Annotated in this window: 17 protein-coding genes; 1 reads left to right on the top strand and 16 read right to left on the bottom strand. The window is 62.3% G+C overall.

The window, feature by feature from the left end:
• Window positions 1-280 precede the first annotated feature (280 nt).
• Window positions 281-1,417, top strand: coding sequence for an ISAs1-like element ISAs12 family transposase (locus AB5Y64_RS04915; protein WP_021141311.1), 1,137 nt, complete (start codon window positions 281-283; stop codon window positions 1,415-1,417).
• 71 nt (window positions 1,418-1,488) lie between these two features.
• On the opposite strand, the gene AB5Y64_RS04910 is transcribed toward AB5Y64_RS04915, so the two are convergent.
• From AB5Y64_RS04910 to fliH, 16 genes are all read right to left on the bottom strand, one after another.
• Complete coding sequence (locus tag AB5Y64_RS04910) at window positions 1,489-2,208, bottom strand: RNA polymerase sigma factor FliA (RefSeq protein ID WP_041212632.1); 720 nt, start codon at window positions 2,206-2,208, stop codon at window positions 1,489-1,491.
• Window positions 2,201-3,076 carry a MinD/ParA family protein gene (locus AB5Y64_RS04905; RefSeq protein ID WP_010673932.1) on the bottom strand — a complete coding sequence of 292 codons (876 nt, stop codon included), beginning with the start codon at window positions 3,074-3,076 and terminating at the stop codon, window positions 2,201-2,203. The genes AB5Y64_RS04910 and AB5Y64_RS04905 overlap by 8 nt, the downstream gene beginning before the upstream one ends.
• 1 nt (window position 3,077) lies before the next feature.
• Entirely contained in the window at window positions 3,078-4,577 is a 1,500-nt protein-coding gene (gene flhF, locus AB5Y64_RS04900; protein WP_368203389.1) for a flagellar biosynthesis protein FlhF, read from the bottom strand.
• A 16-nt stretch (window positions 4,578-4,593) separates the two neighbouring features.
• Window positions 4,594-6,696: a flagellar biosynthesis protein FlhA gene (flhA, locus tag AB5Y64_RS04895; RefSeq protein WP_010673930.1), complete on the bottom strand. Its 2,103-nt coding sequence runs from the start codon at window positions 6,694-6,696 to the stop codon at window positions 4,594-4,596.
• 330 nt (window positions 6,697-7,026) lie between these two features.
• Window positions 7,027-8,157 (bottom strand): flagellar biosynthesis protein FlhB, encoded by a 1,131-nt coding sequence (gene flhB / locus AB5Y64_RS04890; RefSeq protein WP_041212629.1) that lies wholly within the window; start codon window positions 8,155-8,157, stop codon window positions 7,027-7,029.
• A gap of 74 nt (window positions 8,158-8,231) precedes the next feature.
• Window positions 8,232-9,029 carry a flagellar biosynthetic protein FliR gene (gene fliR, locus AB5Y64_RS04885; protein ID WP_368203388.1) on the bottom strand — a complete coding sequence of 266 codons (798 nt, stop codon included), beginning with the start codon at window positions 9,027-9,029 and terminating at the stop codon, window positions 8,232-8,234.
• 91 nt (window positions 9,030-9,120) lie between these two features.
• Window positions 9,121-9,390: a flagellar biosynthesis protein FliQ gene (fliQ, locus tag AB5Y64_RS04880; protein WP_010673927.1), complete on the bottom strand. Its 270-nt coding sequence runs from the start codon at window positions 9,388-9,390 to the stop codon at window positions 9,121-9,123.
• 126 nt (window positions 9,391-9,516) lie between these two features.
• On the bottom strand, window positions 9,517-10,275 hold the full coding sequence (gene fliP / locus AB5Y64_RS04875; protein ID WP_010673926.1) for a flagellar type III secretion system pore protein FliP: 759 nt from the start codon (window positions 10,273-10,275) through the stop codon (window positions 9,517-9,519).
• Window positions 10,262-10,645, bottom strand: a complete 384-nt coding sequence (fliO, locus tag AB5Y64_RS04870; protein WP_010673925.1) for a flagellar biosynthetic protein FliO — start codon at window positions 10,643-10,645, stop codon at window positions 10,262-10,264. The genes fliP and fliO overlap by 14 nt, the downstream gene beginning before the upstream one ends.
• Window positions 10,642-11,037: a flagellar motor switch protein FliN gene (gene fliN, locus AB5Y64_RS04865; protein WP_010673924.1), complete on the bottom strand. Its 396-nt coding sequence runs from the start codon at window positions 11,035-11,037 to the stop codon at window positions 10,642-10,644. Before fliN ends, fliO begins: the two co-directional genes overlap by 4 nt.
• A 42-nt stretch (window positions 11,038-11,079) precedes the next feature.
• Window positions 11,080-12,153: a flagellar motor switch protein FliM gene (gene fliM, locus AB5Y64_RS04860; RefSeq protein WP_368203385.1), complete on the bottom strand. Its 1,074-nt coding sequence runs from the start codon at window positions 12,151-12,153 to the stop codon at window positions 11,080-11,082.
• A 10-nt stretch (window positions 12,154-12,163) separates the two neighbouring features.
• Window positions 12,164-12,670 (bottom strand): flagellar basal body-associated protein FliL, encoded by a 507-nt coding sequence (fliL, locus tag AB5Y64_RS04855; protein ID WP_010673922.1) that lies wholly within the window; start codon window positions 12,668-12,670, stop codon window positions 12,164-12,166.
• A gap of 57 nt (window positions 12,671-12,727) precedes the next feature.
• Window positions 12,728-14,647 (bottom strand): flagellar hook-length control protein FliK, encoded by a 1,920-nt coding sequence (locus tag AB5Y64_RS04850; protein WP_368203384.1) that lies wholly within the window; start codon window positions 14,645-14,647, stop codon window positions 12,728-12,730.
• A gap of 87 nt (window positions 14,648-14,734) precedes the next feature.
• Entirely contained in the window at window positions 14,735-15,175 is a 441-nt protein-coding gene (gene fliJ / locus AB5Y64_RS04845) for a flagellar export protein FliJ (protein ID WP_039039911.1), read from the bottom strand.
• 16 nt (window positions 15,176-15,191) lie between these two features.
• Window positions 15,192-16,523, bottom strand: coding sequence for a flagellar protein export ATPase FliI (fliI, locus tag AB5Y64_RS04840; protein WP_368203382.1), 1,332 nt, complete (start codon window positions 16,521-16,523; stop codon window positions 15,192-15,194).
• A gap of 74 nt (window positions 16,524-16,597) precedes the next feature.
• Window positions 16,598-17,401, bottom strand: a complete 804-nt coding sequence (gene fliH / locus AB5Y64_RS04835) for a flagellar assembly protein FliH (protein WP_069652850.1) — start codon at window positions 17,399-17,401, stop codon at window positions 16,598-16,600.
• Window positions 17,402-17,443: the final 42 nt, after the last annotated feature.

Raw genomic sequence — 17,443 nt, 5'->3', positions numbered from 1 at the left:
CAGGGCGAGATCGTGAACATTTTGTTAAAAATTAAAAATAGTTTTTTGCCTACAAAACAAATACTTATAGGCCTGTGATATGCAGTTAACTTTATAGTCAGGATCGCCTTCACACTTTTTAATCGTCACTGCACGTCATTTCAGCTCAAAAAATGCGCATGAAATCCAAAAAATGATAATTTCCATGATTTCCATAGTTAACAATTTGCTCACATCCTCACCCTGAAATTTGACCTGGTGATCCGGCTGTGATCTCATGCTCCTTTTCAGGAGTGCTCTCATGTCTATTGATGCCGTTTTCGCTCAGTTCTTCGACAATATTCACGACCCTCGCCAGCATGCCAAGATTTATTATCCCTTCTACGATGTCCTGTTTCTCACCGTCTGTGCCGTGATCGGCGGGGCTGAGGGCTGGGAAGATATTGAGGATTTCGGCGAGGTTCATCTTCCCTGGTTTCAATCCAAGGGACTGTTTAAAAACGGCATTCCTGTCCATGACACCATTGCCAGGATCATCTCCGGCATCAAACCAGAGCCGTTTCAGGCCGCCTTTGTGCGGTGGACTCAAGCCATTAACCAGCACACCGATGGCGCCCTGGTCGCTATCGATGGCAAAACCCTGCGCAGTTCCTATGACCGTGAGGATCGAACGTCGACCATTCACATGGTCAGTGCCTATGCCGCCGCCAATAAGCTGGTGCTCGGACAGATAAAAACCGACGCCAAGTCCAATGAAATTACCGCTATTCCCGAGTTGCTGGCGCTGCTCGACATCAAAGGCTGCCTGGTATCCATCGATGCGATGGGGTGCCAGACCGAGATCGCCGAGACCATCCTTCAGCAAGGTGGCGATTACTTATTGGCCGTCAAAGGCAACCAACCCAAGTTGTTCGAGGCGGTTCGACAGGCCCTCGCCCCGCTGGCGGCCACCCCGTTATGCGCAGAGACGATGACGCTTGAGAAGGCTCATGGCCGCATCGATGGTCGTGAGTACCATGTCATGGCGGCGGGCGAGTTGGCCGCCCAGTTTCCTCATTGGAAACAGTTGCACAGCATTGGCGTGGCCATCTCCTATCGCGTTGAAAATATGCAAAAAATTACCATAGAGCAGCGTTATTTCATCAGTTCCAAAGCGTTGGTGCAGGATGAGTTTGCGCGAGCGGTGCGTGGGCACTGGGCCATCGAAAATAGCCTGCACTGGGTGCTGGACGTCACGATGGGCGAGGATGATTGCCCGATTTATCGCGGTGATGCCGCAGAGATTTTGGCGTGCATCCGGCACATGGGGCTGAACATGCTCAGGGCCGAGACTTCACGCAAGGCGAGCGTAAGACGGAAGCAAAAAATCGCAGGAATGAGCAGTGAATATCTGGAAACGGTACTCAATGCGGGTCTCAAAAAACTGGGTGAAATTTAACAAAATGTTCACGCTCTCACCCTGGCGGATTATGCCTTAGAGTTGTGCTCCAGTGTAGCCAGTACAACCACTTATAAATTCCAATCTCGCAAACGGGCGCGCAGCCTGTGCATGGCCTGACTATGAATCTGGCTCACCCGAGATTCACTCACACTCAATACTTCACCGATCTCGCGCAGATTCAGCTCTTCATCGTAATAAAGGGACAGCACCAGCGCCTCCCGCTCCGGCAGGCGGGCGATGTGCTCGGCCAGGGCCCCCTGGAAGCGCTCGGCCGCCAGATCGTCGAATCCTCCCTGACCGTTGCCGTCATCGGGATGACCGATGACATCTTCGCTGACACCCAGATCCTCGATGCCGATGATCTTGCCGCAGGAAACATCCTGCAGCATGGCATGGTACTCCCCGAGAGACACCCCCATATTGGCGGCCACCTCGGTGTCTCTGGCATCCCGGCCATGGGCCTGCTCCACGTTCTCGATCGCTTCTGCGATGGCACGGCTGTTGCGGTGCACCGAGCGGGGCACCCAGTCTCCGCGGCGGATCTCGTCGAGCATGGCACCACGGATGCGGATGCCGGCATAGGTTTCAAAGCTGGCGCCCTTGCTGCCGTCAAAGTTGCGGGAAGCTTCGAGCAGCCCAATCATACCTGCCTGGATCAGGTCATCCAGCAAGACACTGCTTGGCAGGCGAGCCAATAAATGCTGGGCAATCCGCTTGACCAGCGGAGCGTGTCGCTCGACCAGCACGTAGGAATCCTGATGACGCAAGTATGCTTGGGCTTTATTCACGGGAGTCTTCCTGTGTTATGACCGGCTTTTGCAACAAGTTTTCCAGGAAAAATTCGAGGTGGCCCCCCGGCTGATTCGGGATGGGCCAGCTCGCCGCCTTGTTCGCCAGGGCACGAAATGCCAGGGCGGCAGGGGATTTTGGAAACGCCTCAACTATCAGTTTCTGCTTGCGCACCGCGGCCCGCAGGTTGGTGTCGTAAGGCACGCAGGCCACCAGTTCCAGGGAGGTATCCAGGAAGCGGTCGGTGACCCGGGTCAGCTTGGCGAACAGCTCCTGCCCCTCGCGCAGGGAGCGGACCATGTTGGCCACCACCTTGAAGCGGAACACACCGTGATCCTTGGAGAGGATCTTGATGAGCGCGTAGGCATCCGTGATGGAGGTGGGTTCATCGCACACCACCACCATGATGTCCTGGGCGGCACGGGTGAAACTCAGCACCATGTCGGAAATCCCCGCCGCCGTGTCCACCAGCAACACGTCCACCTGGGTCTTCATCTCGCTGAAGGCGCGGATGAGCTCGGCATGTTGTACCGGGGAGAGCTCGACCATGGACTGAGTGCCCGAGGTGGCCGGCACTATCATCATGCCGTAGGGCCCCTCGACGATGATGTCGTCCAAGGTGCATTCCCCCGCCAGCACGTGGGAGAGGTTGCGATGCACCCTCAGCCCCAGCATGACGTCGACGTTGGCCAGGCCAAGGTCGGCGTCCAGCACCAACACCCGCTTGCCCTGGGCGGCCATGGCTCCCGCCACGTTCAGGGTCACGTTGGTCTTGCCGACGCCCCCCTTGCCTCCGGACACGGCGATCACTTTCACTCGATTGTTTTGACGCATTTTGCGCAGACCACTCGCCTGATCCATATACATGTTACTCATAAAACTCCGAATCTTCGGATTCGCCAAAACCCGATCCCCAGAAATAGGGATCTTCTGCTTCCCGTTCCAGCGACCCCATGGCGGCACCGACCAGCAGCGCCGCGTTGGCAACTTGAATATCTTCCGGCACCCGTTGCCCGTCGGTGATGTAACTGATGGGCAGGGCGTTTTGAATGCACACGTTGATCACTTCACCCAGATTCAGGCTCTCGTCGAGCTTGGTCAGAATGCAGCCGGAGAGCGGAATGCGCCGGAAGTGATCCACCGCCTCCTGCATCACACGTCGCTGGGAGGTGGCCGACATGACCAGATAACTGCGGATACGCACCTTGGCATTCTTCACCAGAGTGTCGAGCTGTTCGGTCAGGCGGATATCCCGCTGACCCACCCCGGCGGTGTCGATGAGCACCAGCCGGCGATGGCGGAACTGATAGAGGGCACTGGCCAGCTCTTCGGCGTCCCGCACCTGCCGCACCGGGCAACCCATGATGCGACCATAGGTCTGCAGCTGTTCGTGGGCCCCGATCCGGTAGTTGTCCGTGGTAATGAGCGCCACCTGCTCGGCGCCATACTTCATGGCAAAGCGGGCCGCCAGCTTGGCGATGGTGGTGGTCTTGCCCACCCCGGTCGGTCCGAGCAGGGCCACCGCCCCCCCCTGACGCAGGATCTCGTCCTCGCTGATCTTGAGCTGGGCCGTCAGCACCTCGGCCAGCTGGGCCATGGCCTGATGGATCGGCATGTCTTCGGGGATGAGGCCCGCCAGCTGATCGGCGAAGGCGTCGTCGAACCCCATCTTCTTGAGTTCCTTGATGAGCAGGGCGCGCATGGGTTCGCGGCGCTCCACCTCCTGCCACATCAGGCCGGAGATCTGGTGCTCCAGCAGCTTGCGGATGCTGGCCATCTCCTTGCGCATCCCCTCCATCTCCTGATCCCGCTGGGCGGACTGGGCCTGGCGCGGGGCGGCGGCAGGACGGGCCTTGGGCTTGGCGGGCTCGGGAGCGGCGCCCCACTGGCCCTGTTCGGCCAGGGTTCTGGGAGCACTGGCCGCGCCCGCCAGTCCGGCGGACTGGGTGCCGGCAGTGCCATTGGCGGGCCAGGAGGCCGAGGCTGGCTGACCGTTGCCCGCTCCGCTGCCAGACCATGATCCCGGTGCGGCATTGCCACCCGCCGGGTTGGCCGGATTGAGCTTCTGCTGGCGTGCCAGCAGGGCCGCCAGGGTATCGGCGTAGTATTCGTTCTGTTCCTTGGGTGGCGCCGACCTCGTCATCTGCTTGCCCGCAGACGAGATATTGACGCTCTCTTCATTCAACTGACGGCGAACCGGCGCGTCTTTGGGCCCCGGTACCTGGGATTGATAATCGACGGCCGCGACTATCTCCACCCCACCGGTGACCTTTTTGTTGGACATGATGACGGCATCGGGTCCGAGAGTCTCCTTGACCTCGGCCAGCGCCGTGCGCATGTCTTTGGCAAAAAACCGCTTAATCTTCACCCGTCATCTCCGCTAACTAGCCCTGTCCCACCGCACTGACGATGCGGATCTGCTTGTCGTCAGGCACTTCCTGATAGGACAGCACGCGTAATCCAGGAATGGCATTCTTGACAAATTTCGCCAGGGTATTGCGCAATATCCCCGATGTCAGAAGCACGGCCGGCTGGCCTTCCAGTTCTTGTCGTTGAGTGGCTTCCACCAGGGAGCGTTGCATCCGCTCCGCCAGTCCCGGTTCGATACCGGCGCCATCTCCCCCACCTGCTTGCAGGGATTGATGCAATATACGTTCCAGTTCTGGTGACAAGGTGATCACCGGCAGCTCGGGCTCGGGGCCGGCAATCTCCTGCACAATCAATCTGCGCAGGGCAATCCGGCAGGCTGCGGTCAGCACTTCCGGGTCCGGGCTACGGGGCGCATATTCCACGAGGGTCTGCAGGATAGTGCGCATATCGCGAATTGGCACGCCTTCATTGAGCAAATTCTGCAATACCTTCACCAGGTTGCCCATGCTGATCACCTCGGGAACCAGTCCTTCCACCAGCTTGCTCTGATGCTTCCCTATCATGTCGAGCAGTTGTTGCACCTCGTCATGACCCAGCAGCAGCGCCGCATGGTTGGAGAGGATCTGGCTCAGGTGGGTAGCCACCACGGTGGCCGCATCGACCACGGTGTAGCCAAGGGTCTGGGCCTGGGAGACCTGCTCCTTGGCGACCCAGACCGCCTCCAGCCCGAACGCCGGGTCCTGGGTGGCGATACCGTGGATCTGGCCGAACACCTGCCCCGGGTTGATGGCCATCTCCTTGTCGTGATAGACGGTGGCTTCCCCCGTGCTCACGCCCATCAGGGTGATGCGGTACTGGTTGGGGGCAAGATCCAGGTTGTCGCGAATGTGGACGGCAGGCACCAGAAAGCCCAGCTCCTGGGAGAGCTTCTTGCGCACCCCCTTGATCCGGTTGAGCAGCTCGCCCCCCTGATTCTTGTCCACCAGAGGTATCAGCTGATAACCCACCTCCAGGCCGATGATGTCCACCGGCATGACGTCGTCCCAGCTGAGATCCTTCTGCTCCACCGGGGCATCCCCCTGGGCCGGCATGAGTTCGCCGCTCGCCGCCTTCGCCTTGTTCTGCTTCTCGCGGCGCAGCAGCCACCAGGCGCCCGCCGCCGCCACCGCCCCCAGGCTCAGGAAAGCCAAGTGCGGCATGCCGGGTACGCTGCCCATCATCAGCAGGATGCCGGCGGAGATCACCAGCGCCTTGGGATTTTCGAACAGTTGGCCGAGTACCGCTGTCCCCATGTCCTGGTCGGTATTCTGACGGGTAACGATGATGGCCGCGGCAATGGAGAGCAGGAGCGAGGGGATCTGGGCGACCAGACCGTCACCGATGGCGAGCAGGGTATAGACCTGGGCCGCTTCGCCGAAGGTGAGCTGGTGCTGCATCATGCCGATGATGAAGCCGCCGATGATGTTGATGAAGAGGATCATGATGCCGGCGATGGCATCCCCCTTCACGAATTTGGAGGCACCGTCCATGGAGCCGTAGAAGTCCGCTTCCTGAGTCACGTCCTGACGGCGCTTCTTGGCCTCTTCCTGGTTGATGAGACCGGCGTTCAGGTCCGCATCGATGGCCATCTGCTTGCCGGGCATGGCGTCAAGGGTGAAGCGGGCGCTCACCTCGGAGATCCGGCCCGCACCCTTGGTGACCACCACGAAGTTGATGATCACCAGGATCATGAAGACGATGATGCCCACGGCATAGTTGCCGCCGATCACCACGTTGCCGAACGCCTCGATCACATGGCCTGCCGCCGCGCTGCCGTTGTGGCCTTCCAGCAACACCACCCGGGTGGAGGCGACGTTGAGGGCGAGCCGCAGCAGAGTGGCGATCAGCAAGACGGTGGGGAAGGCGGCAAATTCCAGGGGGCGGCGGGTATAGACCGCCACCAGCAGCACCACGATGGAGAGGGCGATGTTGAAGGAAAAGAGGATATCCAGCATCAGGGGCGGAATGGGGAGTACCACCATCCCCAGAGAGGCCAATACCAGCAGCGGCGTCCCTACCCCTCTGCTGAGCAGCCACTTGTACTCTTTGAAACGGCCCAGTCCCGCTTTGAATCCCATCGTGCATCTCAATGATAAACTGCCAATAGCGGATTAAAGCAAATATCAAGCCAAGGATTCAATATATTGATTTATATGGTTTTTATTTTAACGCTGTCAGAAGTCCGTCGTTGGCGTCACGGGGAATGGTGACAGGGGGGAAGCTGCCTTCACCAAGCCGGCCAAAGGCCAGCCCAGGCCATGGGGCGAGGCGACGCGCTTCGACAGGGAGATTGCGGCCTTGTTTGCGACACAAGGGAGAGATCGGATGGTGGGGCCATCCCACCGCTTTATTTGCGAAACGCGGGGGGCACAAGGGAGAGCACCCGGGATCAGGCTGCCTCCACTGCGTTATTTGCGAAACTCGGGTGGAATGGGCAGATCCTTGGCGATGGGGGTCGGGCGCCGGCCGCGGCCACGGCGGAACTTCTTGAGCTGATAGACATAGGCCAGCACCTGGGCGACGGCGGCGAAGAGCCCCTCCGGGATCTCCTGGCCAATCTCGGTGGCGTGGTAAAGGGCCCGGGTGAGCGGCGGGGAGGACATGACGGGGATGTCGTATTCGCGCCCGATCTCCCGGATCTTCATCGCCACCTCGTCGACCCCCTTGGCCAGTACCTTGGGCGCCGCCCCCGGCTTGCCCGCATCGTATTTGAGCGCCACCGAGTAGTGGGTCGGGTTGGTGATGATCACATCGGCCTTGGGGACATCCCCCATCATGCGGCGCATGGCCATCTGCATCTGCAACTGGCGTATCCGCCCCTTGACCTCGGGCTTGCCTTCGCTGTCCTTGAACTCGTCCTTGATCTCCTGCTTGGTCATCTTGAGCTGGCGATTGTGGTTCCAGCTCTGGAACGGCACATCGATGGCGACAATGGGGATCAGGGCGCAGCAGAGGATGATCAGCATCCAGAGCAGCAGGTCCAGGGCATCGACGATGCCGCCGGGAAAGCCCTCAAGAGAGAGATTCAGCAGATGGTTGAACTGGCTCGACAGCATCCACCAGGCGAACAGACTAATAAACACCACTTTTGCGATGGATTTGACAAGTTCCACCAGGGATTGCACCCCGAACATCCTTTTGATGCCGCTCAGGGGGCTCAGCTTGCTCCACTTGGGCAACATGGCCTCGGAGGAGAAATTCATCCCGCCGAGCAGGGTGTTGCCGACGAAGGCGGCGATGATCACCAGCATGAACAGCAGCCCCAGAGGCTGGATCAGCTCCCCCAGCAGGGCAGGCACCATGGCCCCCATGGCATTGGGGTCGAACGCCTGATCCCGGTCCAGGGTAAAGCCCATGGTGAGTACCTTGATCATGGCCCCTGCCAGACTCTCCTTGATCATCAGGAGGCCGAACACGGTCGCCAGCAGGACGCTGGCGGTACCCAGCTCCTTGGAACGTGCAATCTGCCCTTTTTCCCGGGCTTGTTGCAGTCGTTTGCCCGTGGGTTGTTCTGTGCGTTCCTGATCGGTATCAGCCATGCTGGCCTCCTGCCGGCATCAGCCGACTGGCGGCCCGCCAGACTGGCAGCAAAAGGGCCGCAACCCGGAGGGCCTCAGTCATGCTGGCCCCCGAAGCACTGGACGTTGATGAGCTCGCAGCTGGTCTCCTGCACCCGCTCCCAGAGCGCGTCGAAGTGCCCCATGAAGCCACCGATGGTGAGCCAGAGGATGAACAGGCCCGACATCATGCTGACCGCAAAGCCGATGCTGAAGATGTTGAGCTGGGGGGCCGCACGAGTCATCACCCCGAACGCGAAGTTGATCAGCAGCAGGGCGATGATGGCCGAAAGCGCCATCACCAGAGAAGCCTGATACATGACCCCGAGAAAGCTCACCAGGCTGCGGATGGCAGGCAGGGTGAGCCCGCTGTCAGATACCGGCAGGGTTTCGAAACTCAGCACCACCATGCGCAGCATCAGCAGGTGGCCGTCCACCGCGAGAAACACCAGGGTCGCCAGCATCAGGTAGAACTGGCCCACCACGGGAGCCGACTGGCCATTCATGGGGTCCACCAGGGTGGCAAAGCCCAGGCTGGTCTGCATGGCGATGACCTGACCCGCCATCACGAAGGTCTCCAGCAGGAACTGGGTCATGAGGCCGAGCGCGATGCCGATGAGCAGTTGCTGCCCCAGCACCAGGAAGCTGCCGAGGGAAAAGAGCTCGATCTTCGGCATCGGGGGCAGCAGGGGGGCGATGATGAGGGTGATCACCAGCGCCAGGCCGATGCGGATATGGGCCGGGGCGAGCCGGCTGCCAAAGACCGCCATCACCATCAGGAGACTGCTCACCCGGGCCAGGGGCCAGAGGATGGAGGAGAGCCACTCCATGATGAGCGCCGTGGTGTAGGTCATGACAGCAACACTCCCGGCAGGAACAGGCCAACGGGAGGACGCAGGCCCCGGTCTGCCTCGGCCAGAGCAAAAGAGTGGCCCTTGGCTGGCATCAGCCCACCACCTCGGGGATCTGGCTCACCATCAGCTGGAAGAAGTCCATCAGACTCTGCAATCCCCAGTGAGCCCCCGCCCCCAGGGCCAGCAGGGTGACCACCAGACGGGGCAGGAAGCTCAAGGTCTGTTCGTTGATGGAGGTGGCGGCCTGGAAGATGGCGACCACCAACCCCACCATCAGGCTCGGCAGGATCACGGCGCACACCATGATGGTCACCAGCCAAAGCGCCTCGCGAAAGACGTCGACGAAGGTTTCAGGACTCATTGCTCGCTCCTTTTGATGGGTTTGCCCAGGGCCGCATCCTCCTGGCCTCCTCCTTCGAAAGAAAGAGAGGCCTCTTCGCTTCCTCCCCGAGTGAAGGGGAGAGCCAGGGGGAGGGTCTGCCCTCCCCTAACCACCCGAGCCCAGCCCGAAGCTGGTGGCCAGGGAGCCCAGAATGAGGTTCCAGCCATCTACCATGACGAACAGCATCAGCTTGAACGGCAGGGAGACCAGCATGGGGGAGAGCATCATCATCCCCATGGCCATCAAAATACTGGCGACCACCAGATCGATGACCAGAAAGGGCAGAAACAGCATGAAGCCTATCTGGAAGGCGGTCTTGAGCTCGCTGGTGACAAAGGCCGGGATCAGCACCCGTAGCGGCACGTCCGCAGGCTCTGCCACCTGCACGTTCGCTATCTCCATGAAAGTATTGAGATCCTTGACCCGGGTCTGGGCCAGCATGAACTGGTGAATGGGCAGCTCCGCCTTCTCCAGGGCCTCCTTGGCCCCGATGGTCTCGGCCAGATAGGGCTGCAACGCCTCGTTGTTGATGCGATCCAGCACCGGCGACATGATGAAAAACGACATGAAGAGGGCGATGCCGATCAGCACCTGGTTGGAGGGGCTCTGCTGCAGACCGATGGCCTGGCGCAGGATGCCGAGCACCACGATGATCCGGGTGAAGGAGGTCATCATGATCACCATGGCCGGCAGGAAGGAGAGCGCGGTCATCAGCGCCAGCACCTGCAGGGTCAGGCTGTACTCCTGACTGCCATCCGCCATGGTCTTGACGGTGAGTGCCGACATGCCGTCCTGGGCCATCGCCAGGGGCGAGAGCACCAGAGAGAGCAGTGCCAGCCACCGGGTCCAGTTAACGTTTTTCATGCTTGCCCATCAGTTTGCCCAGTTGCTCGGAGAACGCCTGGGGCTGGCTCTCGTCCAGCGGCTCCTCCAGGCGATAGAGGAAGTTGACCTGCTGCGGCGTCACCCCGACCAGCAGCTGCTGGCCGCCCACCTTGACCACCATCAGCTTCTCCTTGTAGCCAAGGGGCAGGGTGGCGATGACCTTCATCTGGCCCCCTCCCATCACCTGGGAAAGCTTGCTCTTCTTGAGCAGGAAGCCCAGCACCAGAATAAGGCCGATCACCATCAGGCTGGAGAGCAGCCAGGAGGTGAGGCTGGGGGGATTGGCCCCTACCCCCGGGTTGGCCAGGGCAGGCAGGGAAAACAGCCACAACGGGAGCACACGGATCATTTGAGCTTCTTGATCCTTTCAATCTGGCTGATGACGTCGGTGAGGCGGATACCGAACTTGTCGTTCACCACCACCACCTCGCCGTGGGCGATCAGGGTACCGTTGACCAGCACGTCCAGGGGTTCACCCGCCACCCGATCCAGCTCCACCACCGAGCCCTGGTTCAGTTGCAGCAGGTTGCGAATGCTGATCTGGCTGCGGCCCACTTCCATGGCGATGGTCACCGGGATGTCCAGAATGGTGTCCAGCTTGCGCCGCTCTTCAGCGCTGATGGGGGCTTCGTCCTTCAACTCCTCCAGGGGGGCAGGCTTGGCTTCGGCCGTGACCTGCTCCTCCAGTGCGGCCGCCCAGGCGTCAGCCATCAAATCCTGCTCGTCATCGGTTCCGCTCATCTTCAATTCCTCAGTGTTGCAACACCTCCCCCGGGGGGAGGATCAATCAGGGTGTTTGTCAGAGATGCTTCGCTCGAGCTCTTCCAGCTCGGCTTCGCCATCAATGCGCACGCCCCCGCGGGTCACCAGATGCATCTCTGTCTTGACCCCGTCAGGGCGCTTGATTTTGTCGGTGATCTTGAGCGCCACGTTCTCCTTGTTGCGCCCCATCTTGGCGTGGAAGGTGGGCAGATCCTCCACAAAGACCAGCAGGTTCTCCGGCATCTCCACCGGGATGATGTCCCCGGGTCTGAGCTCCATCAGCTCACGCAAGGAGAGCTCGGTCTCCAGCAGCTTGGCCTTGAGCTCCACCTTGACGTCCATGATCTCGTCGCGCAGGGCCTTGCTCCAACGCACGTCGGTATCCCCCTTGTCGCTCTGCACCCCCGCATCCAGCAGTTCGCGGATGGGTTCCAGCATGGAGTAGGGCATGGCCACGTGGAAGTCGCCGCCACCGCCGTCCAGCTCGATGTGGAAGGAACTCACCACGATCACCTCGGTGGGGCTGACGATGTTCGCCATGGCCGGGTTCACTTCGGAGTCGAGGTATTCAAAGCCCACGTCCATCACCGGCGCCCAGGCGTCCTTGTAGTCCTCGAACACCAGCTTGAGCAGCATCTGGATGATGCGCCGCTCAGTGGGGGTGAATTCCCGCCCCTCGATCTTGGCGTGGTAGCGGCCATCACCGCCAAAGAAGTTCTCCACCAGAATGAAGACGAGCCGCGCCTCCATGGTGATGAGCGCCGTCCCCTTGAGGGGGCGGAAACGCACCATGTTCAGGCTGGTGGGCACGAACAGGGTGTGGACATATTCGCCGAACTTGAGCATCTGCACGCCGTTGATGGAGACCTCGGCGGTGCGCCGCATCATGTTGAACAGGCTGATGCGCATGTGGCGGGCAAACCGTTCGTTCACCAGCTCCAGGGTCGGCATGCGGCCGCGGACAATGCGGTCCTGGGAGGAGAAGTCGAACTGGGCGATACCGGGATCCCCGGCAGCTCCCAGCTCCTCCTCCTCGACATCGTCGACGCCGTGCAGCAGGGCATCAATCTCGTCCTGACTTAACAGATCGCTCACGCTTCACCTTTCATTGCATGACAAAGCCGGTAAACAGCACTTGTTCGATTACGGGAGAAGAGACCAGGTCGTTCAGCACCCGGCGGCACTCTTCCAGCGAATCCTGACGCAGCTTCTCCTTGCCCTCGAAGGTCATCAGCTGTTCGGCGGTCGCCGAGCTGAAGACCCGCAGCAAGGTGCCTTCGATCAGGGGAATGTTCTGTTTGGCCAGGGTTTCGTCGGCGGTGCCGCGCACCATCAGCTGGATCTTGATCTGCACCAGCCGATCCCGCTGGCCTCCCGCCACGTTGAACACGAAGGGACGGGGCATGCCCACATAGAGCGAGGGCTGGGGCGTGTTCGCCTCCGGCTTGGCCTCGCTCTTTTCGGCAGCGGGCTCATCCCCACCGGCGAGCATGAACCAGGCGCCGGCGCCCCCCCCACCAAGGAGCACGACGGCCAGGGCGACTATCATGATCAGCTTCTTTTTCTTGCCTGCCGCCGGATCCTTCAGCGTCAGTTCGTTATCGTCTGCCATCCCTTGTCCACCCTAGTCTCAAACTTGTTCGGTATCATAAACTTACTTAAGAATGCATCAAGCATAGAAATCGATTCCGGCATCGTTTGCCGATTCCACCAGCAGCGTGAGGTTGCGAGCGCTCCCCTCGGCCTCTCTGCCATCGCTGCCGCCGCCATTTCCCCCCTGTCGCCCCTGGTCACCGAAACCGGACTGACCCTGGGAGGATGACTGCCCTTGCTGCTGGAAGGCTTGCTGCTGCGCCTGTTGTTGCACCACGGTCTGGCCGAGCTGGATCCCCTGCCCTGCCAGCATGTCGCGCAGGCGCGGCATGGCCTGCTCCAGCATCTCACGGGTCTGGCCATGCTGCACCACGAAGTGCACGCTGGCCTGGCTGGAGGCATCCATCTGGATTTGGATCTTCATCTTGCCAAGCCCCAGGGGGTCTAGCTGGATCTCCGCCTGTTGCAGCTTGTCCGCCAGCATCAGGTTCACCTTGTGGTGCAGCTGCTCGGGGGCCTCAGGGGTCGCCAGCTTGAGGTGGGGCAGGCTCTGGGGCTCCCGTCTGACGGTCGACTCGGCCAGCGGTCTGTTCTCGCCGACCTGGCTCTGTGCCTGATGCAAAGGCTGGCTCCCCTCGGCGGGTTCACTGCCCTTGACCTCCATCCCCGACTGTTTGCCCAGCTCATCGAGCCGGGACTTGTCCACCGCGGGCTTCACCGACACGGCCGCGCCGGCGGCCACCACGGGGGCGCTCTCCATCTGGTCCAGGCCCGCCGAGAGGGCCGTCAGGGGGGGCTGTGCCCCCTGGGATTCATGACGAGCCAGGATCTGCGGCGCCACCTGCACGGGGGCCGGGTCTTCCGTCGTCACGGGCTGGCTGCTCCCTGCATTCACCGCAGGCTCGGCCCCTGCACGGGCTCCCTGCCCGCTCGCAGCCTCAGCCTGTCTGGCCTCACCGGCGACAGGGGCGTCCTTCTCTGCCCCTGCCGCCGTCGCGGGCGGGGCGGACTCCGGTGTGGCCGCAGGGGCCGGCCCCTGCGCCACCGTCCGGATCACGCCATCGCCATAGGCGCTGGCGGCACGGGAAGTGGTTGTCCCCTGTCCGGCCGACGCCAGGGGATCGGTCACCAGTGCCTCTTGCGATGAGTCAGCCCGGGTGACAGTGGGAGCCTGGGCGTTTTCTCCTGCCACTACTTTGGCGAGCAGGGCGGCACGCTCCTGACCCGAGAGAGGGGGCTCACCCCCCTTGGCATCCGGCTCCGCTCCCTTGCCAGCCATGGGCTGGCGGGTCGCTCCGCCCTGGTCGGCCACGGCAATGTCATCGGCCAAGGCGGGCTCTTCGGCCCCCAGCGGCAGAGCACCCTGACCGCTCGGCACGGCGCTGGCGCCTTGGGCCGCACCGGGGATGGCTTTCGTTTTGTTCCCTTCCTGCTGACGCTCTGGCGTCATCTGCGGCAGGGAGGCGCTCCCCTCTGCCGCCTCCACGCTCTCTGCCATCCCCACGTCCTTCGCCATTCCCACCCCCTCTGCCATCCCAGGCGCTGCGGCGCCAGGCGGCAAGGGGTTGCCGTCCACAGGCACCGCCGCCTCACCGGCCATGGCGGGCGATGTCGGGGGCACCACCAGGCTCACATCCTGGCGCAGGGAGGCTTGCAACTGTTGCAGGAAGTCGTCGGGAGGCAGCTCCCCCTCGTCGTCCGCCCCCTTCGAGGAAGACGCGGACTCGGTGGCGGGCTCGTCAGACGCCAAAGATTTGGCAGCCGGGGCAAGCCCCTCCCGGGCGCCCTCGGCGGGGCCCTGGAGCGGTGGGTTGCCCTGACTGGCTGGCGCCTTGCCCATCAGCTGGGCCATGGCCATGGCTTGCGAGAAGGCGGCCTTGCCCTCGCCTGACGGCTGCACGCCCCCTTCGCCCCCAATGGTGGGAGCCAGCAGGGTGGCGCTGCCATCGGCAGAAGGCGCCTGGGGGAGAGTGCTAATCAAGGGGGTCTGTATCATGCTGGGATCCCTGACGACGATTCGGTGACGGCCGCACGTGCGGTCATGGCTTGGCCCATCGGCCTCGCATGACCGGAAGAAAGCAAATTACAGGCCAGATTGGTGATAACGACGCAGGATGGCGTAGTCATCCAGCATCTTCTGCTCCTGGCGCTGGGCCTTCTGGCGCACCTTGTCCGCCTTCTTCTCCAGCAGCAGCTCGACCGCCTTGCGCCGCTGCTGGGCTTCGAGCCACTGGGTGCGGCACTCGGCCAGCGCCTCGCGCACCTGCAACACCCCTTGGTACTGCTGGGTCGCCGCGTTTTCGAGCTTGTTGATGAAGGCGTGATACTGGCTGTTCTGCTGGGGGCTGATCCCCTGCAGACCGCGCTCCGTCCACTGCTGGTGGTAGATCTGGCGGTACTGGTTGAGGGCGTTTTGCTGATCCATGAACAGCTTGAGATCCTGCTGGGCCTTGGCAAGCGCCATGGCGGCCTGCTGTTCGGCCTCCTCCAGCCGACTCGCCAGCAACGTCAATCCTTTACTCATAAGGGCTCTCCACCGGTCAACGCATCAGGGGCATGGCCACCAGTTGCAGGGATTGCAGGCCTTCATCGTAGTGAATGACCTCGCGCATTTTCTGCTGCAAGAACTGATCCAGATAGGGTTTCTGGATGATGGCCCGGTCGATGCGCGGATCCGATCCCTGGCTGTAGGCGCCGATGGTGATGAGATCCCGGTTCTGCTGGTAGAGGGAGTAGAACTGCTTGAAGGTGCGCGCCAGCTCCATGTGCTCCGGTGAGGTCACCATGGGCATGACCCGGCTGATGGATTTTTCGATGTCGATGGCCGGATAGTGGCCCGCATCCGCCAGCTCCCGCGCCAGCACGATGTGGCCATCGAGGATGGCCCGGGCCGCGTCGGCGATGGGATCCTGCAGATCGTCCCCCTCCGTCAGCACGGTGAAAAAGGCGGTGATGGAGCCCTGGCCGTCGCTGCCGTTGCCGGCCCGCTCCACCAGCGCCGGCAATTTGGCAAACACCGAGGGGGGATAGCCCTTGGTGGCCGGCGGCTCCCCCACCGCCAGTGCAATTTCCCGCTGTGCCTGGGCGTAGCGGGTGAGGGAGTCCATCAGCAGCAGCACGTTGAGCCCCTGCTCGCAGAAATACTCGGCGATGGCGAGCGCCGTCTCGCACCCCTTGAGGCGCATCAGCGGCGAGGCATCGGCAGGGGCGGCCACCACCACGGCGCGCTCGCGCCCCTCGGCGCCGAGGATCTCCTCGATGAACTCCTTCACCTCCCGGCCCCGCTCGCCGATGAGGCCCACCACAACCACATCCGCCACCGAGCCCCGGGTCATCATGCCAAGCAGCACGGATTTGCCAACACCGGAGCCGGCGAACAGCCCCATGCGCTGACCCCGGCCCACGGTGAGCACGGCATTGATGGCCCGTACCCCCACGTCCATGGGTTGATGGATGGGGCGACGGGCCAGGGGATTGATGCGGTGCTGGGCGAACTGCACCGTCTGGGACGAGAGGATGGGGCCGAGCCCGTCCAGGGGCTGGCCGATACCGTCGATGACCCGGCCAAGCAGACTCATGCCCACCGGAATGCCGTGATCTTCGGTGACGGGCACCACCCGGGCGCCGGGAATAACCCCCTTGAGCTGCTCGCTCGGCATCAAGAACAGGCGATCCCCGGCAAACCCCACCACCTCGGCCTCCAGGGCCCCATCCTGGGTATCGATGCGGCACAGGGAGCCGATGGCGGCGCGGCAGCCAATGGCTTCCAGGGTCAACCCCACCACCCGGGTGAGCTTGCCCGCCACGGGCGGTATGGGGGCCTGCTCGCGAACCCGGTAGCCTTTAAGCCGATCAAGAAGGGGTTCCGTCATGTCGCCTCCGACGATGAGTGCCTGATGATGCCGTCAGCAGGGCGCTGCACGACGGGTTCGAACCGGGCCATGGCTCAGCTCGCGTTGTCACGCAGGAAGTTGCGCAGCAGCTGATCGATGCGCCCGGAGAGGGTGAGATCGATGCTGGAAAGCTCGGTGGCCAGTTGCAGATCACCGGGGGAGAAGGTGGGCTCGCTTTGCAGCCGCCAGTGGCGCCTGGCGCACTCCTCGGCGCCAAAAGCGGCTTCTACCCGGGTCACATCCTCCGGGTGCAGCATCAGGGTGACCCCCTGCTCGGCGGCAGGGAGCAGGGCCAACCCCTGCTTGAGGGCCTCCAGCAGCAGCGTGGGGGAGGTTTGCGCCTCATGGCGGATGAGGGCGCGGGCAAGCTGTTGTACCAGGGCGATGAGCTGCTGCTCCACCGCCTCGTCCATCTCGCCAAGGGGAGTGGCCAGGCGTGAGACCAGGGCTTGCCAGCGGGCTATCTCCAGTTCCACCTGCTCCCGCCCCATGGCGAGTCCCTCTTCCTTGCCCTGCTCCAGCCCGGCCTGGTGGCCCTGCTGCAAGCCTTCGAGCTTGCCCTCTTCCAGCCCCTTGGCAAAACCGGCCTCGCGCCCATCGCGCATCCCCTCTTCCCAGGCGGCCTGACGAATCGCCTCCACCTCTTCGGCGGTGATGCTGGGGGCGGGTTCTTCGGGTTGTTCTTCCGGCAGGGCCGCATCGGCCTGCTCCTGACGATACCAGTCAGGAGCCAGCCCCAGAGCATTGGTCTCGACCTCGGCTTCGGTCTCCATCTCTGGCCAGCCCCAGGTCTCAATCTGCGCCGTGTCGGACTCGGGCCTCAGATAGCCGCGCAGTTTGCTGTTCTTGTCATTCATGTGCCGAAGAGACTCCTATCGAGGGCCGGGTACAGGGGCCGA

The sequence above is a fragment of the Aeromonas sp. R5-1 genome, assembly GCF_040908265.1.
Classification (GTDB): Bacteria; Pseudomonadota; Gammaproteobacteria; order Enterobacterales; family Aeromonadaceae; genus Aeromonas; species Aeromonas caviae.
Note: the sequence above shows the minus strand (reverse complement) of the source record. Positions and strands in the feature narration are given on the sequence as shown.